The following is a 26,242-nucleotide window of genomic DNA, read 5'->3' on the forward strand; positions in this document are numbered from 1 at the left end:
GCACCTTGCTATCGAGCGGTCGCCCCTCGGTCTCCCCGACGGAGGTCAGGGGACGGATCGCCAGCCGCGATGGCATTCAATCACTTACCAGGAGCCATGCACGACGCCTTGGGACCATTGTCCGTCATGCCAGTGACACACTCGATGCCGATGGCCAAGAATCACCGCCCCAGTCGACCACCCGAGAACGCGGGCTCGCGCCCCTCTCCGTCGGTGGTTCTCGACCGGCTCGCCGCAGGGGCGAGCCGGGCAACGCGCATCACTCATACGGAGCACTTGCCCCCACGTGCCGGAACCCATGCCATCTGGCCGGATCGCATCCGGCCGGAAGTGATCTCGGCGATCGGCAGGGCCGGAATCGACCATCCGTGGACGCACCAGGCCACGGCGGCCGAGCACGCCTTGGACGGCGAATCCGTCGTGATCGCCACCGGGACCGCGTCCGGCAAGTCGCTCGCCTACCTCGCGCCGGTACTGAGCGCCCTCGTCGACGGCTCCGAAGCACCCACCGGCCGCGGCACGACCGCCCTGTACCTCGCCCCCACGAAGGCTCTCGCAGCTGACCAGCGCCGGGCGGTCAAAGCGCTCGCGGCCCCCCTCGGCACAGCGGTCCGCCCCGCGGTCTACGACGGGGACACCCCGGTCGAGGAACGCGAATGGGTGCGCCAGTACGCCAACTACGTCCTGACGAACCCCGACATGCTGCACCGGGGCATACTCCCGTCACACCCTCGGTGGGCCTCCTTCCTGCGTGCCCTCCGTTTCGTCGTCATCGACGAGTGCCACACCTACCGGGGCGTTTTCGGATCCCATGTGGCCCAGGTACTGCGCCGACTCCGCCGCCTGTGCGCCCGCTACGGCTCCGATCCGGTCTTCCTCCTCGCTTCCGCCACCGCGGCACACCCGGCTGTGGCAGCGGGACGTCTGACGGGCCTGCCGGTCCAGGAGGTCGCGGATGACGCTTCTCCCCGGGGGGAGATGGTCTTCGCCCTCTGGGAGCCCCCGCTCACCGACCTGCACGGGGAGAAGGGCGCCCCCGTGCGCCGCACCGCCACGGCCGAGACGGCCGACCTCCTGACCGACCTGACCGTCCAGGGCGTCCGGTCCGTCGCCTTCGTGCGCTCACGGCGTGGCGCCGAGCTCGTCTCCGTCATCGCCAAGGAGCGTCTGGCCGAGGTGGATCGCTCCCTGCCCGGGCGCGTCGCCGCCTACCGGGGCGGCTATCTGCCCGAAGAGCGGCGCGCCCTGGAGCGCGCCCTGCACTCCGGCGAACTGCTCGGGCTCGCCGCCACGACCGCCCTGGAGCTCGGCATCGACGTCTCCGGCCTGGACGCCGTCGTGATCGCGGGTTACCCCGGCACGCGCGCCTCCCTCTGGCAGCAGGCCGGCCGCGCCGGACGGTCCGGGCAAGGGGCCCTGGCCATCCTCGTCGCCCGGGACGACCCGCTGGACACGTATCTCGTCCACCACCCCGAAGCGCTGTTCCAGCAGCCCGTGGAATCGACCGTCCTGGACCCGGACAACCCGTACGTACTCGCTCCGCACCTGTGTGCCGCCGCCGCCGAACTGCCGCTCACGGAAGCCGACGTCGCACTCTTCGGCCCCGCGGTGCCCGACCTGCTGCCTCAGCTGGAGGCCGCGAAGCTCCTGCGCAGGCGGACGACGGGCTGGCACTGGACCCGCCGAGAGCGCGCGGCAGATCTGACCGACATCCGCGGCGGGGGCGGCCGGCCGGTCCAGATCGTCGAGGAGGGCACCGGCCGGCTCCTGGGCACGGTGGACGAGTCGGCCGCGCACACAAGCGTTCACGAGGGTGCAGTCCACCTCCATCAGGGCCGGACGTACCTGGTCCGGAAGCTCGATCTGGAAGACGCGGTCGCCCTGGTGGAGGAAGCCGCCCCGCCGTACTCGACCAACGCGCGGGACACCACCGCCATCGCCGTCCTGGAGACCGACACCGAGATCCCGTGGGGCGACGGCCGTCTGTGCTTCGGCTCGGTGGAGGTGACGAACCAGGTCGTGTCCTTTCTGCGTCGGCGGGTGATGACCGGCGAGGTCATGGGCGAGACCAAGCTCGACCTGCCACCCCGGACTCTGCGTACCCGCGCCGTGTGGTGGACGGTCACCGAGGGTCAGCTCGACGCCGCCCGGATCAATCCCGAGATCCTCGGAGGCGCCCTGCACGCGGCTGAGCACGCGTCCATCGGGATGCTGCCGCTCTTCGCCACCTGCGACCGGTGGGACATCGGTGGCGTCTCCGTCCCTCTGCACCCGGACACCCTCCTTCCCACGGTCTTCGTCTACGACGGCCATCCGGGTGGCGCGGGCTTCGCCGAACGGGCCTTCCACACGGCCCGCACGTGGCTGACGGCAACACTGCAGGCCATCGCGTCCTGCGAGTGCGAGGCGGGTTGCCCGTCCTGCATCCAGTCGCCCAAATGCGGCAACGGAAATGAACCACTGCACAAGCGCGGCGCCGTACGCCTCCTGAACGAGTTGCTCAGAACCGCACCACCGGACCCCGAGGCGGACTCCGAGGCGGACTCACGAGTGACACCCGGGGCCGACTCGCGGCCTGACGGGATGACCGACCGTCGGCCGACAGGGGCGGAAGGACCCTGACCGAGGATCGCTGAGTGCTGCCCCTGCGGGGCTGCACCGGGGTGTCCACCGACGCCGGTGACGACAGGTGATCTGCATGCCCCACAGCCCCGGGAGGCCCTGCTCGCGCCCTGACTTCCGGCTTGTAGGGGCCGAAATGCGCACGGGCCGTCACGTCGGCGATCTCGCCCTCGATCGAGCACCGCACAAGTTCCGCTTCCTGGGCCGCGGCGACCTCGCCCGCTGCGCCACACGCCTCGGCGGGACCGCTCAACGCACGGTCGGCCGCGGCCAACGCGGCGAGGTCCGCCGCACCGCCGGCCCTGTGCCGGGCAGACACGACCTGCCCGAGGGCCAGCACCACTGCGAACACCACGCAGAGGCTCGTCGTCGTGATGGCCGCCCAGACCGTAGCCAGCCCCTCGTCCTCGGCGGAGCGAAGCCGGCCGTACCTCCTCCTGGCTCGCGACCAGCCGACCCTCGGCCTCACGGTTCCAACCCTGCCGCGCCTCACGGTTCCGGTCCCCCTCTGCCTCCTGGCTCCTCCCCTACCGTGTCCTCCGCCAACGCGACCGCTTCCGCGCTCAACATCAGGCTCAGCGGACCAGGACCCGGCGTCGGCGCATCCACCCGGACGCGCCACGAATCCCCGACCCGCCGCACCTCCACCCGCGCACTGTCCGGTGCCGACTCCTTCGCCACCAGCCGTACAGCCGTCTCCGGTTCGGATCTGGCCGCAGCCCTCGCACCCGCCCGTGCAGCGTCCACACACCGAATCTGGTCCGAAGCGGCGACCAGCGCCCAGACGAGAACCATGACGAATGCCACCAGTACAGGCAGCACCATCGCGGCCTCCGCCGTCACCGCACCGCGGTCCCCAGAACCCTGGTTCGCCTTGGCCGCCGCCAGGTTGAGCGTCCTGTGCACCGTGCGTGCTTCAGAACTTCGCATCGAGAGCGTCCTTGATCAACGACTGCAGGGCCGACAGCACTGCCCCGCTGGTCACCACCTTGTAGAGCACGGCCGCGAACGCGCATGCGGCGATGGTTCCCACCGCGTACTCGGACGTCGTCATCCCCCGGTCGCAGCCGCCGGCGCGGCGCCTGACCACCAACATCTCCCAAGCGCGACGACTTGCGCTCAGCGCCCGCCGGATGCTGTTCCTCTTCATCTCTACCTCCATGATCTCGTTACGTTGGGCTGATGTTGTTGCGCTCGCTCGTCAATGCCGGCGAACAGCGCTGCTCTGCCCCGGACTTCGACGGGTGCAGGTGCGGGCTCGGCCGCGGTCACGGCTCGGGCACTGGCCCCGTGGCGGGCCAGCCACCGGTCGCGGCGGCAGGATCGGCCCCGGGCCGGGGTTCGCCGCAGGGCGGGATCGACCGCGGGCGGGATCTGCAACGGAGCGGGACCGGCCTGAGAGCAGGCCGCGCACCCGGTATCGGCCTGGGCCGGAGCAGATCCACACGGGCGCTCTCCATATCGGCCTGGACCGGAGCGGATCCACACGGCCGCGCCTATTCGGCGGCCGCGGTGGCCCCGGGTCCGCCCGGGCACGTGCGCACGCTCGGGAACGCGTGCGGCCCTCCCCGAACTCCCCGAACCTGCACTTCGCCTCTCGCCCCCGGCCCTCAGCGCAATCGGCCAGACATACAGCGAATGCGCCGGCTCAGGCTCTGACCTTCCCTACGCAGTAGCTCAGTTGCGATGCAGCAGGCCGGACGCAAGCCCGATGACCACAGGCGCAACGCCGACCGCCAAGAAGGCGGGCAGGAAACAGAGGCCGACGGGCGCGGTGATCAGAACACCCGCCCGCTGGGCACGTGCAACGGCCGCGCTTGCCTGCCCCGCGCGCATCTCGTCAGCAAGTCGGGCTACGGGCTCCGCAGCAGGCGCCCCGGTCGTGGCAGCCCGCTCCAGGCAGTGCGCCAGGGACGCGGCACCCGGTATCTCAGCGAACCGCCCCCATGCCTCGACCGGGTCGCCTCCCAGCCGGATCTCGGCTGCCGTCCGGGCCAATCGGTCACCGAGTGGTCCTCCCATGGACTCTCCCACCGCTTCCGCGGCATCCCGAGGCCCGGCTCCGGCAGAGATGCACGACGCCAGAAGGTCTGCGGCAAGGGGCAGTTGTCGGCCGATCCGAGCGGACTCGCTCTGCTCACCACTCTCTTCCCTGCGCTTCGAAGAATGCCGCCACCCTCGGACGCCATACGCGGCCACCGCGCCCAGTACGCAGCCCGTCGCACCACCGACCAGAACCCATCCGGTCGCCCAGGCCGCGAGGGGCGCGCCCCAGCGCCGAGCCTGACGCCACCCAGCCCGCCGCAGATCCAGTCCACCCCGCCCCTTCCTGGGCGATGAGGACATGGTCAGGAGCGTCCCTCGTCTGCGTATCACCCGCGCGTGCCGGCCCTCGGCCACTGTGAGGGCCATGTACGCAGCGGCGCCGAGCGCCGCTCCCACCACACCCGCCGTTCCGAACACTTCGCCGGCTTCAGGCACACCGCTCACGTCGCCTCTCCCGCCCTCACGATCCGCGCTGCCCAGAGAAGTCCAGCAACCTCGAGCAGGCCCCCCGACATCAGGCAGACCAGTCCCCCCGGGGTGTGCAGGAGGATGTGCAGGGGATCCGCTCCAAGCGCCGCGCCGAGTCCGAGGCCGATCAACGGAAGCAAAGCCAGCACCGAAACCGTCGACCACGCTCCTGCCAACTGGGCCCGCAATTCCTCTCGCCGGCGCCGTTCGGCCCGCAGCGAACCCTCCAGGCGCGCCAACCCCGCAGCAAGGCCGGCTCCCCCGTCGACCGCTACCCGCCAGCAGGCCGCGACTCCGGCAAGCCCGTCAAGACCGGGGCCGGCCGATGCCCGTCTCAGCGCACTCGGCACGTCGCCGCCGAATCGCGCAGCCGCCAGCACCGCGGATTCGGCGACACCCAGCGCACCGGCATTCCGCCCAGCAGCCAGCAGAGCCTGTCCAGGCTCTCGCCCTGCCCGCAGCTCACCCACCACCGCTGCGCAGAGCGCCGTGACCGCGTCGGCGGCTTGCTCACGCTCGCGACGCCGGGCTCTCCGACGCAGCCAGCGCCGCACCAGCGGGATCGCCACCGCCCCCACGATCAGGGGCAGCACCGAATCCCCCACGACAGCAAGGCAGACCGCTACAGGGGCACACAGCCATTCGCGCCGCCGATTGGCGAACGTACGTACCACTGCGCACGCCACCGCAGCGTCCGGCCAAGACGCCCGTTTCCTCACGAAGAGCGCCCTCGCCCGCCGTACGCCCTGGTCGCGGGTCACGGCCAGGCCACCAGCCACTCCCGCGCATACGGCCATCACCCATGCAAGTCCGCTCATGAGCGGGTCATCGCCCGCCGCGATCACAACTGCTCCCCGGTCAGCGCGCCGAGCCGCTGCCACCCGCGCTCCCGGATGAACCCCTCGGGGCCCCACCTCAGCGCGGGCACGGTGACCACAAGGCCCGCCCCGTCTCTCTCGATCACATGCACCTCGGCCAGCCGGCGCCTTCCCCCGCGGTCCCTCGCGAGATGGAGGACAACGGAGAGTGCCGCGGCCAGTTGGCTGTGCAGGGCAGCCCGGTCGAGGCCAGCAGCAGTCCCGAGGGCTTCCAGACGCGCCGGGACGTGCTCGGCCGCATTCGCGTGCACCGTGCCGCACCCGCCTTCGTGCCCCGTGTTCAGCGCCGCCAGCAACTCCGTCACCTCGGCACCTCGCACCTCGCCCACCACAAGGCGGTCAGGACGCATGCGCAGCGCCTGCCGCACCAGATCCCTGAGTGTCACCTGGCCCGCTCCCTCCTGGTTGGCGGGGCGGGACTCGAGGCGCACCACATGCGGGTGGTCGGGGCGCAGTTCCGCAGAGTCCTCTGCGAGCACGATGCGTTCGCGCTCGCCGACCGCCCCCAGCAGGCTCGACAACAACGTCGTCTTCCCGGCGCCGGTTCCACCGCTGATCAGATAGGACGCCCGAGCCTCCACCAAGGCCTTCAGGAGCCGGTCACCGCCGGACGGGACCGTTCCCGCCTTCACCAGTTCCGCCAAGGTGAAGGCCTTGGGCCGCACCACACGCAGAGACAGACACGTCGAGCCGACCGAGACCGGTGGCAGCACGGCATGCATCCGCGTGCCGTCGGGCAACCGCGCGTCCACCCACGGCCTTGCGTCGTCCAGCCGGCGACCGGCCACCGCGGCAAGGCGCTGAGCCAGTCTCCGGACCGCAGCCGCATCGCGAAAGGTCACGCGGGTGAGTTCGAGCCCGCCCCCACGGTCCACCCACACCCTGTCCGGTGCGGACACCAGTACGTCGGTCACCGCCGGGTCTGCGAGGAGCCGCTCAAGGACCCCCGTGCCGACCAGCTCACCACGCAGCTCCTCTGCTGCTCCCAGGACTTCGGTGTCCCCGAGAAGCCTGCCCTGTTCCCGCAGCGCGGCAGCGACCCCGGCCGGAGTGGGCTCCGCCCCGCTGCGCGCCAGCCGCTGCCGAACCGCGTCGAGAAGCGCTTCGGTCATGGCGTGCCTCCCTGGGAGTGCCCGGCCGGGATGCCGGCCGAGGTACCGGCGGCTGTCCAGAAAGCCGCACAGAAGCGGGCGAGAGCTCCACGGGGGTTGCCGCCGGGCGGCATGCCGCCTGCCTGGGCCGCGAACAGTTCCGCATCCACGGGCAAATCGCCCACGAGCGGCAGCCCCAGCGCCTGCGCCACCCACTGATCGTCCAGTCCTGGCCCATACGGGCCGCGCGCGACAACTCGCAGGTCCTCGACGATCGTTCCCACTGCGGATGCCACACGCTGGGCCGCTGCCACCGCTCTCAGTTCCCCGGGGACCACCAAGAGGCCGACGTCCAGCTGCGCGATCGCTTCCGCCACGCTTTCATCGACCCGCCGCGGCAGGTCCACCACCACCGCTCCGCCGAGTCGGCGAGCCGCGGCGAGAACCGACCGCATGGCCCGAGGCGGAATGACCACCCCGTCGTCCCGGCCCCAGCTGAGGACGCGCAACCCATGCAACTCGGGCAGGGAATCCTCCAGCGCGCCTCCGCCGACCCGCCCTTGCGACCGCGCGAAATCCGGCCACCGCGAGCCCTTGGATCCCTCACCTCCCAGGAGCACGTCGATGCCGCCGCCCAGCGGATCACCGTCGATCAGCATCGTCCGGCGGCCGGACCTGGCCGCGGCGACAGCCAGCGCGCAGGCCAGTGTCGACGCGCCGGAACCGCCCCGGCCCCCCATCACTCCTACGGTCAGCGCCGTCCGGCCCACGCCCTCCGCCGCGTTGGCGATCTGATCGACCAGCCAGCCCTCGGAGTCCGGGAGCCGCAGCACGTACTCGGCCCCGATCTCCACTGCACGCCGCCACACCTCGGGGTCGTCCTGATCCCGCCCGACGAGCAGGACGTCCCGCCTGCGGGTCAGGCCCCGGCACCGCGCCGCCGCGTCATCCCCCACCAGGACGAGCGGAGCCCGCTCCCACTCACCTCTTTCATCCGGGGGGCCGTGGTGCACCTCGGGCACGGCTCCGGCAGCGGCACACAGCCGGAGCAGATCATCGAGGAGATCCACGTCCCCCGTCACGATCATGGGTCCGCCCCCTGCTCCCCCGACGCTCGGCAGCGCCACGTCCGCGATGGATCCAGCCACGATCTCCGCCTCCTTCTCCGGTCCCTCCCGTGCGGATTCGCGGCGGCTCGACAGCTCCCGAGACGCGCGATTCCGGAACCCGCGGTCTTCACGGGTGGAAACAACATGCAACGCCTCGGAAAAACATGTGGATCTTGCTCAAAAACTGTGGACAACCACAGCATTGTGAATAACTCGGTAGCTCGTACAGGGGACATTCGGAGCGCAGCCCTACCGCTACACCGAGTAACCAGGCATGATCGAGACGACCCGTCCCGCGAGGGGTCAGCGGACCGCGCGACAAGCGGGAAGAGGCCTGGATCGTGAAGCCGGAAATGCGTCCGGACATGCGACGACCCCCGCCGGGGGGGAGAGCGGGGGTCGTCCCCACGGCCGACTCGGGGGGGGAGGAGCCGGACCGGGTTAGCACGGTCGCGAACGATCCGTGACTTCCATGGTGTACCCGAGCGCCTTCTCAAGCAAACCCACCCACCGCGGTTTACGCCGAATGGCGGGCCCCTATGCTCACCTTTGTGGAAAACTGCTTCTCGCCGCGTACCGCAGCCTTCTTCGACCTGGACAAGACGGTCATTGCGAAGTCATCGACACTGACCTTCAGTAAGTCCTTCTACCAGGGCGGGCTGATCAACCGCCGCGCCGTACTGCGCACCGCGTACATCCAGTTCGTGTTCCTCGCCGGGGGCGCCGATCACGACCAGATGGAGCGAATGCGCGAGTACCTCTCGGCGCTCTGCAAGGGATGGAACGTCCAGCAGGTCAAGGATCTCGTGGCCGAGACCCTGCACGACCTGATCGACCCGATCATCTACGACGAGGCAGCGACCCTCATCGAGGAGCATCACACCGCCGGGCGCGACGTCGTCATCGTCTCGAGCTCGGGAGCCGAAGTCGTCGAACCCATCGGGGAACTGCTCGGCGCGGACCGGGTCGTGGCAACCCGGATGGTCGTCGGCGACGACGGCTGCTTCACCGGTGAAATCGAGTACTACGCCTACGGCCCGACCAAGGCGGAGGCGATCAGGGCCCTCGCAGAATCGGAGGGCTACGACCTTTCTCGTTGCTACGCCTACAGCGACTCGATCACGGACGTGCCGATGCTCGATGCGGTCGGCCACCCGTACGCCGTCAACCCGGACCGAGCCCTGCGGCGGGAGGCCGCCCTCCGCGAATGGCCGGTTCTCGCCTTCGACCGCCCCGTCCGCCTCAAGCAACGCCTGCCCGCCTTCTCCATGCCGCCGCGTCCGGCTCTCGTAGCCGCCGCAGCCGTGGGCGCCGCAGCTTTGACCGCGGGGCTGGTCTGGTACACCAACCGCCGACGCGCTGCCGCACTCACCACCTGACGGTCGGGGATACCGCCGAAGCCGAGACCCGAAGCGCAACTGCCGGCACGACGATGCGGGTCTGGGGGTCGCGGGGCCGCACCTAGAAATAGCCGATTCGCCCCATTTGAAAGCAAAAGTAAAGAAGTCCGCCCAGGGGTTCCTCGGCACTGGATCCTGGAGTAGAAAGGGATTACCGGCCCGCGAGACCAGGGACATCCGGGAGGATTACCCTTTCACGCACGAACGGCCCCACGGACCGCGCACGAAAGCCGGGTACCCACGCGACGTCGACCCGTCGATTACGGGCCTGCCGCACCAGGTGACGGGCAATGAACCCGACCTGATGGGCGCACCTCGAGGACGCCTGGTAACCCGGCGGACGTGCCAGCGGCGGTACCGGATCCGGTACCGCCGCAACCCTTCCCGGCACGACGCCTGAACCCGGCGCCACGATGGACCATTTCAGCGCTAGGCCGCGCCCCGCTGCAGGGCTTCGCACACAGCGGTGGATTCCCTGACGCCCAGCTCCACGGACCGTCCACAGTGGGCGATCCACGCCGCCATTCCTTCGGGACGGCCCGAGAGATACCCCTCGAACGCCGCGACGTAGGACGCCCGCCCCTGCTCGGCGTGACCGACTTCGGCGGGACAGATCGACTTCGGATCAAGACCGCTGCCGATCAGCACGATCCGCTCGGCGGTCCGCGCCACCAGACCGTTGTGGGAACCGAACGGCCGCAACGCCAGCAGTTCACCGTGGACGACCGCGGCGGTCACGAGCGCGGGCGCCGCACTCCCGGTGATGATCAGACGCGACAGCCCTTCCAGCCTCCCCGACACTTCATTCGCGTCGGGCAGGGGCGCCTCGATCACGGGCTCCACCACCGGCTCACCCGGCAGTCGCGGCCGGCCCACACCGTCGTCGGGAGCGGCCCCACCGGCTGCGACGAGATGCAGACGCGCGAGCACCCGGAGAGGCGACTGCCGCCAGATGGAGAGCAGCTGCCCCGCCTCCGCCGTGAGCCGCAGAGCGGCACCGACAGTGCGAGCCTCCGGATCACCGCTGAAATCCGTACGCCTGCGTACCTCTTCGAGATTCCAGTCGGCGCCCGAGAGGGCCGCCGAACCTCTGGCGCCGCGCAGGGCCGCTTCCGCGGTGACCTCGTTGCTGCGGCGTCGCATCACTCGATGGCCGTAGACCCGGTCCACAGCCTTGCGAACGGAGTCCACCGCGCCGGTGACTCCCGGCAGGGCGCCCAGGGCGGCAAGCGGGTCCGAGGAAGTCGTACTCATAAGTAGGGAGGCTACGCGTCCCCCGCGCGGATGCCGCCGCGGAGTGTCCTTCTTCACGAACTGCGGACACAAAGAGCGATGGTGCAGCTACCCTAGGTGAACATGAAGATCGCTTTCGTGGGGAAGGGCGGCAGCGGCAAGACAACGCTGTCCTCGCTCTTCATCCGCCATCTCGCCGCCAATGAAGCCCATGTCGTCGCAGTGGACGCCGACATCAACCAGCATCTCGGAGCCGCTCTCGGCCTGACCGAGGACGAGGCGTCCGCACTTCCCGCCATGGGGTCCCAGCTCCCCCTCATCAAGGACTACCTGCGCGGAAGCAATCCACGTATCACCTCAACGGCCACCATGATCAAGACCACGCCGCCCGGGCAGGGATCGCGGCTGCTGCGCGTCCGGGAGGACAACCCCGTCTACGACGCCTGCGCCCGCACGGTCGCGCTCGACGACGGTGACATCCGGCTGATGGTCACCGGCCCGTTCACCGAGTCCGACCTTGGAGTGGCGTGCTACCACTCGAAGGTCGGGGCGGTCGAGCTCTGCCTGAACCACCTGATCGACGGCCCTGACGAATACGTCGTGGTGGACATGACGGCAGGTTCGGACTCCTTCGCGTCCGGGATGTTCACGCGCTTCGACATGACCTTCCTCGTCGCCGAGCCGACGCGTAAGGGCGTCTCCGTCTACCGGCAGTACAAGGATTACGCGCGCGACTTCGGCGTCGCGCTGAAGGTGGTCGGCAACAAGGTGCAGGGCCAGGACGACCTCGACTTCCTGCGCGCGGAGGTCGGCGAGGACCTGCTGGTCGGGGTCGGCCATTCCAACTGGGTACGGGCGATGGAGAAAGGGCTGCCCGCACCGTTCGACCTGCTGGAGGCGGACAACAGAATGGCCCTTCAGGCGCTGCAGGATGCCGCGGAGGATTCGTACGAGCTGCGCGACTGGGAGCGCTACACCCGGCAGATGGTGCACTTCCACCTGAAGAACGCCGAGAGCTGGGGCAACGAGAAGACGGGCGCCGACCTGGCTGCCCAGGTCGACCCCGCCTTCGTCCTGCATGAGCGCCACGCGGGTGCGGGCGCCGCACAACCGGCCTGACCGCACGGAAAGAGCCCGGGTGGTTCAGTTCAGTCCTGGCCGGCCCCCTCCCCGGCACCCGTGCCGGCCGGCCGTCCATCCGGCCCGGCGGGCACGGGACTCTCCGAGGCGTTGGCCTGCGCCGTGCCCGCCATGAAGGGCGCCCAGCCGGGCTTGGGCGCCTGGCCGACCTTCAGCGTCCCGAGCTTCTCCAGCGTCGCGGGGTCCTGAGCGTCCAGCCAGTCGGCGAGCTGACGGAAGGACACGCACTGCACGTCCCGCTGGGTGCACACGGTCTTGATCGTCTCTTCGATCGCACGCATGTACGTGCCACCGTTCCACGATTCGAAGTGATTGCCGATGATCAGGGGAGCCCGATTCCCGTTGTAGGCGCGGTCGAAGGCCTGGAGCAGGCCGTCGCGCATCTGGTTGCCCCAGTACGCGTGCTTGGCCTGATCCCCCTGCGTCGTGCCCGACTGGTTGAACATGAAGTTGTAGTCCATCGACAGCGTCTCGAACGCCCGGCCCGGCACGGGGACCAGCTGAAGCGGGAGGTCCCAGAGACCGTCCTTCTTCGAGGGCCAGACCTGGTTTCCGATACCGCTGGAGTCGTAGCGGAAGCCCATAGTCCGCGCTGCCGCGACCATGTTCTTCTGGCCTTCGAGGCAGGGAGTGCGGGCGCCGACGAGTTCCTTCTCGTAGTCGAACGGCAGGGGCGCTTCGTTCTTGAGGGCCGGAACGTTGGTCTTCCAGCTCTTCACGAACGACTTCGCCTGACTGATCTCGCTCTTCCACTCATCCACGGACCAGGTGCCGACACCTCCGTCCGGACCGCAGAAGTGCCCGTTGAAGTGGGTGCCGATCTCGTTGCCGTCGAGCCACGCGGCCCGGAGCTCCGTGAGGGTGTCACGGATTCCCTCGGCGTCGTTGAACCCGATGTCGGAGCGCCCCGCCGAGTGCTGAGGCGGGTCGTAGAGCGCCTTCTTCTCCTCGGGCAGGAGATACACACCGCTGAGGAAGTACGTCATCTTGGCGTCGTACTTCTTGGAGACGGCCCGGAAGTGCGAGAACAGCTTCTGGCTGTCCTCACCTGCTCCGTCCCACGAGAACACGACGAACTGCGGCGGCTTCTGACCAGGCTTCAGCCGCTTCATCGTGGGGAGCTTCGGCTGAGTACCGGTGAACGCGGTGGAGCCGTCCCCGATGAGGGTGACCGCCGCCTTCGGCGCCGCAGCCGGCGAGTTGCCCTCCGCCGGCTTCTTTCCGGGACCCGCGGCTCCCGTACCGAGGCCCGAGCAGCCGGACAGGCCGGCGATCAGTGCCGTGACCACGGCACCCAGGGCAATCCGCTTCGTGGCGGCCATCATCCGTCCACCCTCTTCCTTGCAGGAGGTCGCGCTCCGTAGCGCCGACACGGCGCGGCCAACCTCACACGCGGGGGAGGGAAACCAGTACTACAAACTGAATGAAAAGCTGCTTATTCACTTAAACGAGTGACCAAATGGGCTATTTGCTCGAAAACATGGACACCACTCTTTACCCTCCATTACGATTCGTTTACTGAGCGTTGAAGATCCCGCCGCTTCACCCCCACCGCCGCACGCCGTGATCCACGGCCGCCGTCACTCACATACCGCGACCGCGCTGCCCCGGAGGAGACGGGAACATGTCTGCCTGCGTCCCTACCCGCGATGACCATTCATCCCGCAGTTCGCGCCTCTCTGAGGCGTCGGGCTTCAAGCAGCCCCACAGTCCGCCACCTCGCCGCGGACGCTTCCGCGTCTCCGGTGCCGACCTGTCCGCATCCATCACCGTCTTTCTGATCGCCGTGCCCATGTCGCTCGGGCTTGCCGTGGCCATGGACGCCCCCCTCGCGGCCGGACTCGTCTCGGCGGCAATCGGCGGCATCGTCGCCGGGCTGCTCGGAGGCACACCCCTCCAGGTCAGCGGCCCGTCCGCGGGACTGACCGTCGTCACGGCCGAGTTGATCCAGATCTACGGGTGGCGGACCACCTGTGCGATCACCGTCGGAGCGGGCCTCCTGCAGATCCTGCTCGGCTCGCTGAGAGCCGCCCGCAGCGCTCTGGCCGTCAGCCCCGCCATCGTGCACGGGACGCTCGCGGGCATCGGGGTGGCGATCGCCCTCGCCCAAGTGCACATCGTGCTCGGCGGAGGTCCTCAGAGCTCCGCACTCGACAACGCCCTGGCGCTCCCTGCCCGCCTCGCACAGTCCGAGCCGGCCGCCCCTCTCATCGGCGCGCTGACGATCCTTCTCCTCATCGTGTGGCCACGCCTGCCCGGCCGCATCGGGTCGACGATGGGAAGAATTCCGGCCGCGCTCGCCGCCGTGGGTGTGGCAACGGCGGCAGCCGCCGCGGCGACACCGGGAATCGCGCGGGTCGACCTTCCGTCCTGGCGCTCCCACGCCCTGCCCGAGGTGCCGCACGGCCCGGTGGCCGCTCTGGCCACGGCGGTGTTCACCGTCATGCTCGTCGCGAGTCTGGAGTCCCTGCTGGCCGCCGTCTCCGTGGACAAGCTGTCGGCCGACCGGGCGATGTCCGTACCGAAGGACGGGGCCGCACCGCTTCCGCCCGTCGAACGCTCGGATCTCGACCGGGAACTGCGAGCCCAGGGCGTCGCCAACACCTTGTCGGGACTTGTCGGGGGCCTGGCGGTCTCCGGTGGCGCGGTGCGCAGTTCCGCGAACGTTCGAGCCGGTGCGGAGACCCGTGCTTCCACGGTGCTCCACGGCGTATGGGTGCTGCTGTCGGCCGCGCTGCTGGTCACGGCACTCGAATGGATTCCGCTGGCCGCGCTGGCCGCACTGGTGATGGTGGTCGGCATCCAGATGGTCAACTTCGCCCACATCCGCAAGGTGCACAAACACCGCGAGTTCCTGGTGTACGGAGCCACCATCAGCGGCGTGCTCCTCGCCGGTGTGCTCGAGGGGGTGGCCATCGGCATCGTCGTGGCGGTGGCGGTCGCACTCCACCGACTGGCCCGCACACGCATCACCGTGTCGGAGCAGGAGGGCCGCTATCTCGTGGCCGCTCGCGGACAGCTGACCTTCCTCGCGGTGCCACGACTGAGCCGTGCCCTGGGACGGCTCCCGCACGGAGTCGACGCCGTGGTCGAACTGGACGGCTTCTTCATGGACCACGCGGCATACGAGACCATCCAGGACTGGTACGCGGCTCAGACCGCGATGGGTGGGCGGATCGAGTTCACCGGGCGTTCCGGAGGCCGCATCGCCGAGCCCGCGTCGGCGGCCCACTCCTGCTGCCGCCCATGGACACCATGGCGCAACCATCACTGCCACGACCGTGTGCAGGAGACCGTGCCCACGCCCGCCGCCGCGGTCCCGCCCGTGGTCCCGGAGAATCCGCCGGCGGCCACCTCGGTCAGCGACCCGTCCGAGCGAAAGGGCGGGCATCGCCTGCTCAGCGGTCTCAGCTCCTTCCAGCGCAACACGGCACCCCTGGTCCGTGAGGAACTGGCCCGCCTGGCGGCCGAGGGGCAGCGACCCTCCCAGCTCTTCATCACCTGCGCCGACTCCCGTCTGGTCACGAGCATGATCACTGCCAGTGGACCGGGTGATCTCTTCACCGTGAGGAATGTCGGCAACCTGGTGCCGCCGCCGGGCGCCCCGGAGGCGGGCTCCCAGGACGACTCGGTCGCAGCCGCTGTGGAGTACGCCGTGGACGTTCTGGGGGTGGAGTCCATCACCGTATGCGGCCACTCGGGATGCGGTGCCATGCAGGCCCTGCTGGGGGCGGCCCCGGAAACACCCCGTACGCCTCTGTGGCGTTGGCTGCGCCATGGGCTGCCGAGCCTGGACCGGATGCGTTCGCGCCGGCACTCCTGGGCTCGCATCGCGGGCAGGATGCCCACCGACGCGGTCGAACAGCTCTGCCTCACCAACGTGGTCCAGCAGTTGGAGCATCTACGGGCACACGAGTCGGTGGCCCGCAGACTGGCGACGGGCTCCCTGCAGCTACACGGCATGTACTTCCATGTCGGTGAGGCGCAGGCCTATCTGCTGACCGAGGGCGTCAGTTCCGGGACGGGACCCGATGAGGTCTTCGCCAAGGTCGCTCCCGGGGCGGAGGAGACGGCGGAAGACGGCGCCGAGATCCTGGACCTCGCACCCGGCACCGCGGTCCGCGCCTGAACCGCTCGCGCATCCGGTCCGTGAGACCTGGTGGTCCCGCTTCTGCTCGGCGCACGTCGCGCCTCGCGGAGGCGGGACCCGTAGCTCCATACACGAAGCACAGGTCTAAACCAATTCCCGGCAGACACTTGTCACCTGGCCCGCAGCCTGATGAGCTGTCCCCCGGGACACAACGGACACCCTGGGAATGGGAGATGTCGTGAGCAACGAAAGCCTGGCCAATCTGCTCAAGGAGGAGCGGCGGTTCGCACCGCCTGCCGATCTGGCCGCGAACGCCAACGTGACAGCACAGGCGTATGAGCAGGCCGAGGCGGACCGGCTGGGCTTCTGGGCCGAGCAGGCCCGTCGCCTGACCTGGGCCACGGAACCGACCGAAACACTGGACTGGAGCAATCCGCCCTTCGCGAAGTGGTTCGCGGACGGCAAGCTCAACGTCGCCTACAACTGCGTGGACCGCCACGTCGAGGCGGGCAACGGCGACAGGGTCGCCATCCACTTCGAGGGCGAGCCCGGCGACAGCCGCGCGCTCACGTACGCCGAGCTGAAGGACGAGGTCTCCCGCGCCGCCAACGCCCTCATCGAGCTGGGCGTCTCCAAGGGCGACCGGGTCGCGGTCTACCTGCCGATGATCCCCGAGGCCGCCGTCGCGATGCTGGCCTGTGCCCGTATCGGTGCCGCGCACTCGGTGGTGTTCGGCGGCTTCTCCGCGGACGCCATCGCCGCCCGCATCCAGGACGCGGACGCCAAGGTCGTCATCACCGCCGACGGCGGCTACCGCCGAGGCAAGCCCTCCGCGCTCAAGCCCGCTGTGGACGCCGCCGTCTCGCGCATCGACAGCGTGGAGCACGTCCTCGTGATCCGGCGCACCGGGCAGGACACCGCGTGGACGGAGGGCCGGGACGTCTGGTGGCACGAGATCACCGCACGGCAGTCGGCCGAGCACACTCCCGAGGCCTTCGACGCGGAGCAGCCGCTCTTCATCCTGTACACCTCCGGGACCACGGGTAAGCCGAAGGGCATCCTGCACACCTCCGGCGGCTACCTGACCCAGGCGGCCTACACGCACAACGCGGTCTTCGACCTCAAGCCGGAGTCGGACGTGTACTGGTGCACCGCCGACATCGGCTGGGTGACCGGACACTCCTACATCGTCTACGGGCCGCTGGCCAACGGTGCGACCCAGGTCATGTACGAGGGCACGCCCGACACCCCGCACCAGGGGCGCTTCTGGGAGATCGTCCAGAAGTACGGCGTCACGATCCTCTACACCGCGCCTACGGCGATCCGTACGTTCATGAAGTGGGGCGACGACATCCCCGCCAAGTTCGACCTGTCGTCCCTGCGCGTCCTGGGTTCGGTCGGTGAGCCGATCAACCCCGAGGCGTGGGTCTGGTACCGAAAGCACATCGGGGCCGACGCCTGCCCGGTCGTGGACACCTGGTGGCAGACGGAGACGGGCGCGATGATGATCTCCCCGCTGCCCGGCGTCACGGCGACCAAGCCCGGTTCGGCTCAGCGTGCCCTGCCCGGCATCTCCGCCACCGTGGTCGACGACGAGGCCAACGAGGTACCGAACGGCGGGGGCGGCTATCTCGTCCTCACCGAGCCGTGGCCGTCGATGCTCCGCACCATCTGGGGTGACGACCAGCGCTTCATCGACACCTACTGGTCGCGCTTCGAGGGCAAGTACTTCGCAGGCGACGGGGCCAAGAAGGACGACGACGGGGATATCTGGCTGCTCGGCCGGGTCGACGACGTCATGCTCGTGTCCGGGCACAACATCTCCACCACCGAGGTCGAGTCGGCCCTCGTGTCGCATCCGTCGGTCGCAGAGGCGGCGGTGGTCGGTGCCAACGACGAGACGACCGGTCAGGCCATCGTCGCCTTCGTCATCCTGCGCGGCACCGCCACCGCTTCCGAGGAACTGGTGGCCGAACTGCGCAACCACGTCGGAGCCACACTCGGACCGATCGCGAAGCCCAAGCGGGTCCTGCCGGTCGCCGAACTGCCCAAGACCCGCTCCGGCAAGATCATGCGCCGCCTCCTGCGCGATGTCGCCGAGAACCGCGAACTGGGCGACGTCACGACGCTGACCGACTCCTCGGTCATGGCGCTCATCCAGACGCAGCTCCCCACGGCGTCCTCCGAGGACTGAACCGGGCCTGAACGCCGGTACGTGACACCGGTGAATGAACACCGGTGAATGAACACCGCTGCGAGGGGCACCCGGCACTGCCGGGTGCCCCTCGTGCTGTCCGCGGGCACCGGCAGGGCGGGGCAGAGGCACGGAGGCAGCCCGCCCGCCGCGCCACGGACACCCGGGGGAACTCCACGCCCAGCCGGCCGGACGACGCCGGATACCGTGCGCGACCACACGGTGCAGTGGCGGATTCCGCCGACGGGGGCGTGCCACGCGTCCGCTTCCGCCGGACGCGCCGGACGCGCCCGTCGAGAACGTACTCACGCGGGCATACGCGCCCTTTCGGGCGACGAGCGTTACGATCCACTCGAGCGCGCACACGCGGGAATCGCACCCGCGCCGTGCCCACGACGAGCCGCACGCACAACGAACGGCGACACAAACGGCGGGCAAGCACAGCGCCAAGTGCCGGGACAACTTCATAGGACATCTTCATAGGGGCGCCGGGAAGTCTGGTCGGCAGGTGAATCCGCCATGCCATCACTGCCGTAATCCGACCCGGAGGTTCTCTCGTGGCCCCGCCCGCTCCCCCGACCGACCGCCGCGGCACTCTCTTCGGCAGGCTCTCGCTGCCCGAGCGGAACTACCTCGCCGAGGCGCTGCGCACCGAGACGGTCGGCGGCGTCATCCTGCTGGCCGCCGCCGTCGCCGCGCTGATCTGGGCCAACACCTACGACGCGGGCTACACGGCGGTCAGCGGCTTCCACTTCGGCCCGGAGTCCCTCGGCCTGCACCTGTCCGTGGCCCACTGGGCGGCCGACGGGCTCCTCGCCGTCTTCTTCTTCGTCGCGGGCGTCGAGCTGAAGAGGGAGTTGGTCGCCGGTGAACTCCGTGATCCCCGCGCGGCGGCCCTCCCCGTCGCGGCGGCGCTGTGCGGCATGGCCGTCCCCGCGGTCGTCTACGCCCTGACCGCCGTGCTCGGTGGCGGGACCGCCGCAGGCTGGGCCGTGCCCACCGCCACGGACATCGCGTTCGCGCTCGCCGTCCTCGCGGTCATCGGCACGTCGCTGCCGGCGGCACTGCGCGCCTTCCTCCTGACACTCGCGGTCGTCGACGACCTCTTCGCCATCCTCATCATCGCGGTCTTCTTCACGGAGGACATCGACCTCCTCGCCCTCGGCGGCGCGTTCGCCGGCCTCGTCGTCTTCCATCTGCTGCTGCGCACCGGTGTGAGGGGCTGGTACGTCTATCTTCCGCTGGCGCTGGTGGTGTGGGGGCTGATGTACAACAGCGGCGTCCACGCCACGATCGCGGGCGTCGCCATGGGCCTCATGCTCCGCTGCACCCGGCGGGAGGGCGAGGCCCGGTCCCCCGGGGAACGCATCGAACACCTGGTCCGCCCTGTGTCGGCCGGGGTCGCGGTTCCGCTGTTCGCGCTCTTCTCCGCCGGTGTCGTCCTGAAGGGCGACGCCCTCGCAGGTGTGTTCACCCGGCCGGAAACGCTCGGAGTGGTGCTCGGTCTCGTCGTCGGCAAAACGGTGGGCGTCTTCGGCGGCACCTGGCTCGTCACCCGTTTCACCAGGGCGCGACTGAACGAGGACCTGGCCTGGGCCGACGTCTTCGCGGTGGCCACCCTTGCCGGCATCGGTTTCACCGTGTCACTGCTCATCGGGGAGCTGGCGTTCGCCGGCGACGAGGACATGATCAACGAGATCAAGGCGGCGGTCCTCATCGGTTCCCTGATTGCCGCCGTACTCTCCGGTGTACTGCTCAAACTCCGGGTACGCAGATACAGGACCCTGTACGAGGCGGAGGAGCTCGACGAGGACGGATCGGGGGTCCCCGACGTGTACGAGCAGGACGACCCCGAGTACCACCTGCGCATGGCCGCGCTCTTCGAGCGGAAGGCCGCGGAGCACCGCCGCCTTGCCGAACGGGCGGGGGCAGCGAGCAGTGAGCCGGACAGTCCGGCATGATCTGACATCGGATGTACGCAAAAGGAGAGGGAGTCAGGGATGAGCGACCCCGGCAACTACGCGGGCAGCACCGACCGTAGTATCGGCCAGCTGTTCGCTTCGGCGACGGCCGAGATGTCCGCGCTGGTGCACGACGAGATCGCGCTGGCCAAGGCCGAGGTGCGCCAGGACGTCAAGCGCGGCGTGATCGGCAGCGTGGCGTTCATCGTCACAGGCGTGCTGATCCTCTTCGCCATTCCCGTACTGAGCTTCGCCGCGGCCTACGGGATCCACAACCTCGGTCTCGGCCTCGCGTGGTCGTTCCTCATCGTGGGCGGTGCGTTCATCCTGTTGGGCGTGCTGCTCGCCCTCTTCGGTCTGGCCAAGTTCAAGAAGGTCAAGCCGCCGGAGAAGTCCATCGCTTCGGCCAAGCAGACCGCTGCGGTGCTGCAGGGCGTCAAGCCGCACCCCCGCCCCGCCGTGACCACCGTGGCGATCGAGCAGACGAAGGGCAGCTCGATCGCCGACCGGGCGATCGAGGGCCGTCCGGTCCTGGACAAGCCTGCCGCTGTGACACGCTCATCCACATGACCGACCCCGATTTCAGCGCATCCGGCCCGGTTGGCCCGTTGGGAGCGGCCGCCAATTCCGGTGGCCCCGTCCGTATCGATGGGCCCTGGACCCACCGCGACGTGGCGGCGAACGGCGCGCGCTTCCACATCGCCGAGCTCGGTGACGGGCCGCTGGTGCTGCTGCTCCACGGCTTCCCGCAGTTCTGGTGGACCTGGCGCCATCAGATGACCGCACTGGCCGATGCCGGCTACCGCGCGGTGGCGATGGACCTGCGCGGGGTCGGCGGCAGCGACCGTACGCCCCGGGGCTACGACCCGGCGAACCTGGCGCTCGACGTCACCGGGGTCATCCGCTCGCTCGGCGAACCGGACGCGGCGCTGGTGGGCCATGACATGGGCGGTTACCTCGCCTGGACGGCGGCCGTGATGCGCCCCAAACTGGTGCGGCGGCTCGTCGTGTCGTCGATGCCGCACCCACGCCGCTGGCGCTCCTCGATGCTCTCCGATCTCGCCCAGTCGCGGGCCGGGTCGCACGTGTGGGGTTTCCAGCGCCCATGGGTGCCGGAGCGTCAGCTCGTCGCCGACGACGCCGCGTTGGTTGCAAAGATGATCCGCGACTGGTCGGGGCCGCGCACCCCGGACTTCCCCGACGACGCGACGGTGGACGTGTACCGCCGGGCGATGTGCATCCCGTCGACGGCGCACTGCTCGATCGAGCCCTACCGCTGGATGGTCCGCTCCCTGGCCCGTCCGGACGGTGTGCAGTTCAACCGCCGGATGAAACGCCCGGTGCGCGTGCCGACGCTGCACCTGCACGGTTCGCTGGACCCGGCGATCCGGACGCGCAGTTCCGCGGGATCGGGAGAGTACGTCGAGGCGCCGTACAGGTGGCGACTTTTCGACGGTCTGGGGCACTTCCCGCACGAGGAGGATCCGGTCGGTTTCTCGACCGAACTCATCAACTGGCTCAAGGACCCCGAGCCCGACCGGTGACCGATCCGCACGTCTGTCTGACGAACAGCCACTTGCCTGCCGCATAAGCCAATTGGCTGACTCGCACGCGATTACCGACCATGGGTCAGGGGCAGACGTCGGGGTATGGGCTGGACGCGCGACTTCAGTGACGCAGCACGCAACCGCCGCTCGACCGCTCCTGCTGGTCCGAGCATTCACGAGGGGGGCGGCTCCCGGAGCCGGGTGCACGATGTGAGCGAATTCCACGATCTCCGACTGGGGATTCCGCGCATTCTCACGCGCCGGGCGCGCTGGGTGTCCGCGCGGCTCCGTCATACCCGCGGGTGACGAACGCACCTGGATGACACACCGCAGGCGCGGGATACCGGACCGGTCGGTTCCGGATCCTGGGCGCGGGGGTGCGCCGACACACACCTGCTGGCGGCGCGGCCGCCGCACGTGCCGACGGCCGGCCTCCCCGCCCGCGATTCCTCCACGGCGCACACGCGGCGCTTTCCTGCATCCGCACGTGCCCTCCCCGGATCCGGGGAGGGCATACGGGCCCTCAGAGGGCGCAGCCCTGGCTGTCGACCTGCTGGGACGAGGTCTTGCCGAGGTCGATGTCCTGGCGGATCTCGTCGGCCGTCAGTGCGTACCCCGTGTCCGGGTCGTCGAGGGACTTGGCGAACACCACCCCGTAGACCTTGCCGTCGGGGGTGAGCAGCGGTCCGCCCGAGTTCCCCTGGCGCACGGTCGCGAACAGGGAGTACACATCGCGCCGCACGGTGCCCCGGTGATAGATGTCGGGGCCGTTGGCGTCGATGCGGCCCCGGATGCGCGCGGAGCGGACGTCGTATGCGCCGTTCTCCGGGAAGCCGGCGACGATGGCGCTGTCGCCGCTCTCCGCGTCGTCGTCCTTGCCGGTGAAGCGGAGCGGCTCGGCGTCGAGATCGGGGACGTCCAGTACGGCGATGTCGCGCTGCCAGTCGTAGAGGACCACCTTGGCGTCGTAGAGGCGGCCTTCACCGCCGATCTGCACGGTCGGCTCGTCGACGCCGCCGACCACGTGCGCGTTGGTCATCACCCGACGTCCGGAGAACACGAATCCGGTCCCTTCGAGGACCTTCCCGCAGCCCGGTGCCATGCCGACGACCTTGACGATGGACTTCTTCGCGCGGGCGGCGACCTCGCTGCCGGCCAGCGCCGGATCCGGAGGCTCGACCTCCGTGATCGGCTCGTTGGCGAAGGGGCTGAAGACCTGTGGGAAGCCGTTCTGCGCGAGGACGGAGGAGAAGTCGGTGAACCAGGTGGACGCCTGAGAGGGCATCACCCGGGAGACCCCGAGCAGCACCGAGGAGCTGCGGACCTCCTTGCCCAGGGTCGGCAGGGACGTACCCGCCAGCGCGGAGCCGATCAGCCACGCGACAAGCAGCATGGCCACCACGTTGACCAGGGATCCGCCCGTGGCGTCCAGGGCGCGGGCCGGCGACCACGTGATGTACCGCCGGAGCCGGCTGCCGAGGTGCGTGGTGAACGCCTGGCCCACCGAGGCGCACACGATCACGATCACGACCGCGACGATGGCGGCCGTGGAGGAGACCTCGGACCCGTCGGTCGCCTGGTCCCAGATGACCGGCAGCAGGTAGACGGCCGCCAGGCCGCCGCCCAGGAAGCCGATCACGGACAGGATGCCGACGACGAAACCCTGGCGGTAACCGATGACCGCGAACCACACGGCGCCGACGAGCAGCAGGATGTCGAGCACGTTCACCGTCTATAGCCTCGCAGATTCGTCACCTGGCCCGTCCGGTCGGACGGGGTCCGGGCCAGGCCCGGACCGCGCAGCACGGGAGTCAGCCTGTCATGCGCGCCAGTCGAGCGGCACCTGCTTGGTCCTGTCCCAGGGGCGTTCCCATCCCGCGTAATGCACAATCCTGTCGATCAGACCGGCTGTGAAGCCCCATACGAGTGCGGATTCGACCAGGAATGCCGGACCTTGGTGACCGCTCGGGTGGACCGCCGTCGCCCGGTTGGCGGGATCCGTGAGATCCGCCACGGGGACGGTGAAGACCCGTGCCGTCTCCGCCGGATCGACGGCGTCCACCGGGCTCGGAGTCCGCCACCAGCCGAGGACCGGCGTGACGACGAACCCGCTCACCGGGATGTAGAGCCGGGGAAGCACTCCGAAGAGCTGGACGCCACCCGGATCGAGGCCCGTCTCCTCCTCGGCCTCGCGCAGCGCGGCCCTGAGCGGTCCGGTGGTCGTGTGGTCGCCGTCCTCGGGATCGAGTGAGCCGCCGGGGAAGGACGGCTGGCCGGCGTGGGAGCGCAGGGAGCCGGATCTCTCCATCAGGAGCAGTTCCGGACCGCGCGGGCCTTCGCCGAAGAGGATCAGGACGGCGGACTGGCGTCCCGCGCCGCTGGCCGGCGGCAGGAAGCGGCTGAGCTGCTGGGCACGAACGGTCCGCGCGGCGTGGGCGACCGGGTCGAGCCAGCCCGGCAGCCCTTCCGTGGTGACGGCGATCGCGTCGTCGCTGGCCGTGTCCGTCTCCTCTGCGGCCGCCTGGCCGGCGGCCCGTGTCTTTTGTGCGTGCGTCATGTGCACCCCCGCCGGTCCAACGCGTGCCGTCGGTCGATTCGTTCCGCAGGTGCCCCGTCCGGCGGGTCCGCCGAGGCCGGACTCACCCGGCTCCCAGGGGCGGAGCGGGGCGGCCCGGGTAGTCCGGGGGCGGGCTGAGGCGCTGCCCCGGGTAACCGCCCATCTCGTACTTCAGGAGCTTCTTCGCCTTCTCCGGGTCCGTCTCGCCCACACCGTAGGAGGGACAGAGCGAGGCGACGGGGCAGGCGCCGCACGCCGGTTTGCGGGAATGGCAGATGCGGCGGCCGTGGAAGACCACACGGTGCGAGAGCATGGTCCACTCGCTCTTCGGGAAGATCGCGGCGATCTCCGCCTCCACCTTCTCCGGGTCCTCCTGCTCGGTCCACTTCCAGCGCCGGACCAGCCGGCCGAAGTGGGTGTCCACCGTGATGCCGGGAACTCCGAACGCGTTGCCGAGGACGACGTTGGCCGTCTTGCGTCCGACGCCGGGCAGCTTCACCAGATCGGCGAGGCGCCCCGGCACCTCACCGCCGAAATCGTCCCTGAGGGCCGCGGACAGACCCATCAGGGACCGGGCCTTGGCCCGGAAGAAACCGGTCGGACGGATGACCGCCTCCAGTTCCTCGGGAACGGCCGCGGCCATGTCCTCCGGGGTCGGATAGGCGGCGAAGAGCGCGGGGGTGGTCTGGTTGACCCTCAGGTCGGTGGTCTGGGCGGAGAGGACCGTGGCGACCAGGAGCTCGAAGGGGTTGCGGAAGTCGAGCTCCGGGTGGGCGTACGGATAGACCTCGGCGAGCTCGCGGTTCATCCGCCTGGCGCGGCGGACCATCGCGAGATGCGACTCCTGCTTCGCGGGCTTGGCCGCCGATGCCCCGCTCTGCCCTTTTGCTGCATTTCTGCCACTTCGTGCACCCTGTTCGCCCACGGCGGAATTCTCGTCTCCCGACACCCCATCAGCCCCCTTGGCCTGCGCTGTCACCGGCGTTCCGGACACCCGGCCAGCCTAGAGCCCGCCGCCGACATCCGCCCCGGTCACCGCGCATCCGCGCCCGATCGGCCCCCTGCCGTAGGGTCCGGCACGCCCGTGCGTCAAACTGGTTTGTGATCGATCGCACTGTTTTACCGTCCGGCATCATGGAAACCACGCTTCCCTGAACAGGCCGACAAGGAGAGAACTCGTGGACGACGTTCTGCGGCGCGCCCCGCTTTTCGCGGCGCTCGATGACGAGCAGGCCGCGGAGCTCCGCGCCTCGATGAGTGAGGTGACCCTCGCGCGCGGCGACGCGCTGTTCCACGAGGGCGACCCGGGCGACCGCCTGTACGTGGTCACCGAGGGCAAGGTGAAGCTTCACCGCACCTCTCCCGACGGGCGGGAGAACATGCTGGCCGTCCTCGGCCCCGGTGAGCTGATCGGCGAGCTGTCGCTCTTCGACCCCGGCCCGCGCACGGCGACCGCGACCGCGCTCACCGAGGTCAAGCTCCTCGGCCTCGGCCACGGGGACCTCCAGCCCTGGCTGAACGCGCGTCCCGAGGTGGCCACCGCGCTGCTCCGCGCCGTCGCCCGCCGACTGCGCAAGACCAACGACCAGATGTCCGACCTGGTCTTCTCCGACGTGCCGGGCCGTGTCGCCCGCGCGCTCCTCGACCTGTCGCGCCGTTTCGGCGTGCAGTCCGAGGAGGGCATCCACGTCGTGCACGACCTCACCCAGGAGGAGCTGGCCCAGCTGGTCGGCGCCTCCCGCGAGACGGTCAACAAGGCGCTCGCGGACTTCGCGGGACGCGGCTGGCTGCGCCTGGAGGCGCGTGCCGTGATCCTGCTCGACGTCGAGCGGCTGGCCAAGCGGTCCCGCTGACGCTCCGGCGCGTGCGCGACACCCGGACGGGCCACCCGGCCGCCCGTCCGCCG

21 protein-coding genes and 1 pseudogene are annotated in these 26,242 nt (G+C 69.8%); 10 read left to right on the forward strand and 12 right to left on the reverse strand.

Features of this window, described 5'->3' with window-relative positions:
* The first annotated feature begins 69 nt into the window (after positions 1-69).
* The gene (locus OHT61_RS14765; protein ID WP_329038624.1) at positions 70-2,622 is read left to right on the forward strand and encodes a DEAD/DEAH box helicase; all 2,553 of its coding nucleotides are present in this window, start codon (positions 70-72) and stop codon (positions 2,620-2,622) included.
* A 154-nt stretch (positions 2,623-2,776) separates the two neighbouring features.
* Here the strand turns inward: OHT61_RS14765 and OHT61_RS14770 are convergent.
* The 7 genes and pseudogenes from OHT61_RS14770 to ssd form a co-directional block, all read right to left on the reverse strand.
* Positions 2,777-3,115 (reverse strand): annotated as a pseudogene (locus OHT61_RS14770) (Rv3654c family TadE-like protein); the annotation flags it as partial.
* Positions 3,112-3,552 carry a TadE family type IV pilus minor pilin gene (locus OHT61_RS14775; protein ID WP_329038626.1) on the reverse strand — a complete coding sequence of 147 codons (441 nt, stop codon included), beginning with the start codon at positions 3,550-3,552 and terminating at the stop codon, positions 3,112-3,114. The gene OHT61_RS14775 and the pseudogene OHT61_RS14770, both read right to left, overlap by 4 nt.
* Positions 3,539-3,718, reverse strand: coding sequence for a DUF4244 domain-containing protein (locus OHT61_RS14780; RefSeq protein WP_329043259.1), 180 nt, complete (start codon positions 3,716-3,718; stop codon positions 3,539-3,541). The genes OHT61_RS14775 and OHT61_RS14780 overlap by 14 nt, the downstream gene beginning before the upstream one ends.
* A gap of 581 nt (positions 3,719-4,299) precedes the next feature.
* Positions 4,300-5,112: a type II secretion system F family protein gene (locus OHT61_RS14785; RefSeq protein ID WP_443049443.1), complete on the reverse strand. Its 813-nt coding sequence runs from the start codon at positions 5,110-5,112 to the stop codon at positions 4,300-4,302.
* Positions 5,109-5,954, reverse strand: coding sequence for a type II secretion system F family protein (locus tag OHT61_RS14790; protein ID WP_329038628.1), 846 nt, complete (start codon positions 5,952-5,954; stop codon positions 5,109-5,111). The genes OHT61_RS14785 and OHT61_RS14790 overlap by 4 nt, the downstream gene beginning before the upstream one ends.
* Positions 5,955-5,977: 23 nt before the next feature.
* On the reverse strand, positions 5,978-7,126 hold the full coding sequence (locus tag OHT61_RS14795) for a TadA family conjugal transfer-associated ATPase (protein WP_329038630.1): 1,149 nt from the start codon (positions 7,124-7,126) through the stop codon (positions 5,978-5,980).
* The gene (ssd, locus tag OHT61_RS14800; protein WP_443049444.1) at positions 7,123-8,253 is read right to left on the reverse strand and encodes a septum site-determining protein Ssd; all 1,131 of its coding nucleotides are present in this window, start codon (positions 8,251-8,253) and stop codon (positions 7,123-7,125) included. Before ssd ends, OHT61_RS14795 begins: the two co-directional genes overlap by 4 nt.
* Positions 8,254-8,753: 500 nt before the next feature.
* On the opposite strand from ssd, the gene OHT61_RS14805 reads away from it, so the two are divergent.
* Positions 8,754-9,593, forward strand: a complete 840-nt coding sequence (locus tag OHT61_RS14805; protein WP_329038632.1) for an HAD family hydrolase — start codon at positions 8,754-8,756, stop codon at positions 9,591-9,593.
* 450 nt (positions 9,594-10,043) lie between these two features.
* Here OHT61_RS14805 and OHT61_RS14810 read toward each other — a convergent pair whose 3' ends face one another.
* Positions 10,044-10,868, reverse strand: coding sequence for an oxidoreductase (locus OHT61_RS14810; RefSeq protein WP_329038633.1), 825 nt, complete (start codon positions 10,866-10,868; stop codon positions 10,044-10,046).
* A gap of 102 nt (positions 10,869-10,970) precedes the next feature.
* Between OHT61_RS14810 and OHT61_RS14815 the strand changes: the two genes are divergently transcribed.
* Positions 10,971-11,966 carry an ATP-binding protein gene (locus OHT61_RS14815; RefSeq protein WP_329038635.1) on the forward strand — a complete coding sequence of 332 codons (996 nt, stop codon included), beginning with the start codon at positions 10,971-10,973 and terminating at the stop codon, positions 11,964-11,966.
* Between the two features lie 29 nt (positions 11,967-11,995).
* Here OHT61_RS14815 and OHT61_RS14820 read toward each other — a convergent pair whose 3' ends face one another.
* The gene (locus tag OHT61_RS14820; protein ID WP_329038636.1) at positions 11,996-13,312 is read right to left on the reverse strand and encodes a hypothetical protein; all 1,317 of its coding nucleotides are present in this window, start codon (positions 13,310-13,312) and stop codon (positions 11,996-11,998) included.
* Positions 13,313-13,611: 299 nt separating this feature from the next.
* Between OHT61_RS14820 and OHT61_RS14825 the strand changes: the two genes are divergently transcribed.
* The 6 genes from OHT61_RS14825 (at position 13,612) to OHT61_RS14850 (ending at position 22,085) form a co-directional block, all read left to right on the forward strand.
* Complete coding sequence (locus tag OHT61_RS14825) at positions 13,612-16,116, forward strand: SulP family inorganic anion transporter (protein ID WP_329038639.1); 2,505 nt, start codon at positions 13,612-13,614, stop codon at positions 16,114-16,116.
* A gap of 187 nt (positions 16,117-16,303) precedes the next feature.
* Positions 16,304-18,271, forward strand: a complete 1,968-nt coding sequence (gene acs, locus OHT61_RS14830) for an acetate--CoA ligase (RefSeq protein WP_329038641.1) — start codon at positions 16,304-16,306, stop codon at positions 18,269-18,271.
* 557 nt (positions 18,272-18,828) lie between these two features.
* Positions 18,829-20,232 carry a Na+/H+ antiporter NhaA gene (gene nhaA / locus OHT61_RS14835; protein WP_329038643.1) on the forward strand — a complete coding sequence of 468 codons (1,404 nt, stop codon included), beginning with the start codon at positions 18,829-18,831 and terminating at the stop codon, positions 20,230-20,232.
* Between the two features lie 39 nt (positions 20,233-20,271).
* Positions 20,272-20,802 carry a phage holin family protein gene (locus OHT61_RS14840; RefSeq protein ID WP_329038645.1) on the forward strand — a complete coding sequence of 177 codons (531 nt, stop codon included), beginning with the start codon at positions 20,272-20,274 and terminating at the stop codon, positions 20,800-20,802.
* On the forward strand, positions 20,799-21,776 hold the full coding sequence (locus tag OHT61_RS14845; RefSeq protein WP_329038648.1) for an alpha/beta fold hydrolase: 978 nt from the start codon (positions 20,799-20,801) through the stop codon (positions 21,774-21,776). The genes OHT61_RS14840 and OHT61_RS14845 overlap by 4 nt, the downstream gene beginning before the upstream one ends.
* A 105-nt stretch (positions 21,777-21,881) precedes the next feature.
* A complete protein-coding gene (locus OHT61_RS14850) occupies positions 21,882-22,085 on the forward strand; it encodes a hypothetical protein (RefSeq protein ID WP_329038650.1) in 204 nt (67 codons plus the stop codon).
* Positions 22,086-22,302: 217 nt separating this feature from the next.
* On the opposite strand, the gene OHT61_RS14855 is transcribed toward OHT61_RS14850, so the two are convergent.
* From OHT61_RS14855 to nth, 3 genes are all read right to left on the reverse strand, one after another.
* Positions 22,303-23,508, reverse strand: a complete 1,206-nt coding sequence (locus OHT61_RS14855) for a MarP family serine protease (RefSeq protein ID WP_329038652.1) — start codon at positions 23,506-23,508, stop codon at positions 22,303-22,305.
* 90 nt (positions 23,509-23,598) lie between these two features.
* Positions 23,599-24,336, reverse strand: coding sequence for an NUDIX hydrolase (locus OHT61_RS14860; protein ID WP_329038654.1), 738 nt, complete (start codon positions 24,334-24,336; stop codon positions 23,599-23,601).
* Positions 24,337-24,418: 82 nt separating this feature from the next.
* Positions 24,419-25,261 (reverse strand): endonuclease III, encoded by an 843-nt coding sequence (gene nth / locus OHT61_RS14865; RefSeq protein WP_443049615.1) that lies wholly within the window; start codon positions 25,259-25,261, stop codon positions 24,419-24,421.
* Positions 25,262-25,514: 253 nt separating this feature from the next.
* Here nth and OHT61_RS14870 point away from each other — a divergent pair, with 253 nt between their 5' ends.
* A complete protein-coding gene (locus OHT61_RS14870; RefSeq protein ID WP_014046869.1) occupies positions 25,515-26,189 on the forward strand; it encodes a Crp/Fnr family transcriptional regulator in 675 nt (224 codons plus the stop codon).
* The last annotated feature ends 53 nt before the right edge of the window (positions 26,190-26,242 follow it).

The sequence above is a fragment of the Streptomyces sp. NBC_00178 genome (genome assembly GCF_036206005.1).
Taxonomy (GTDB): domain Bacteria; phylum Actinomycetota; class Actinomycetes; order Streptomycetales; family Streptomycetaceae; genus Streptomyces.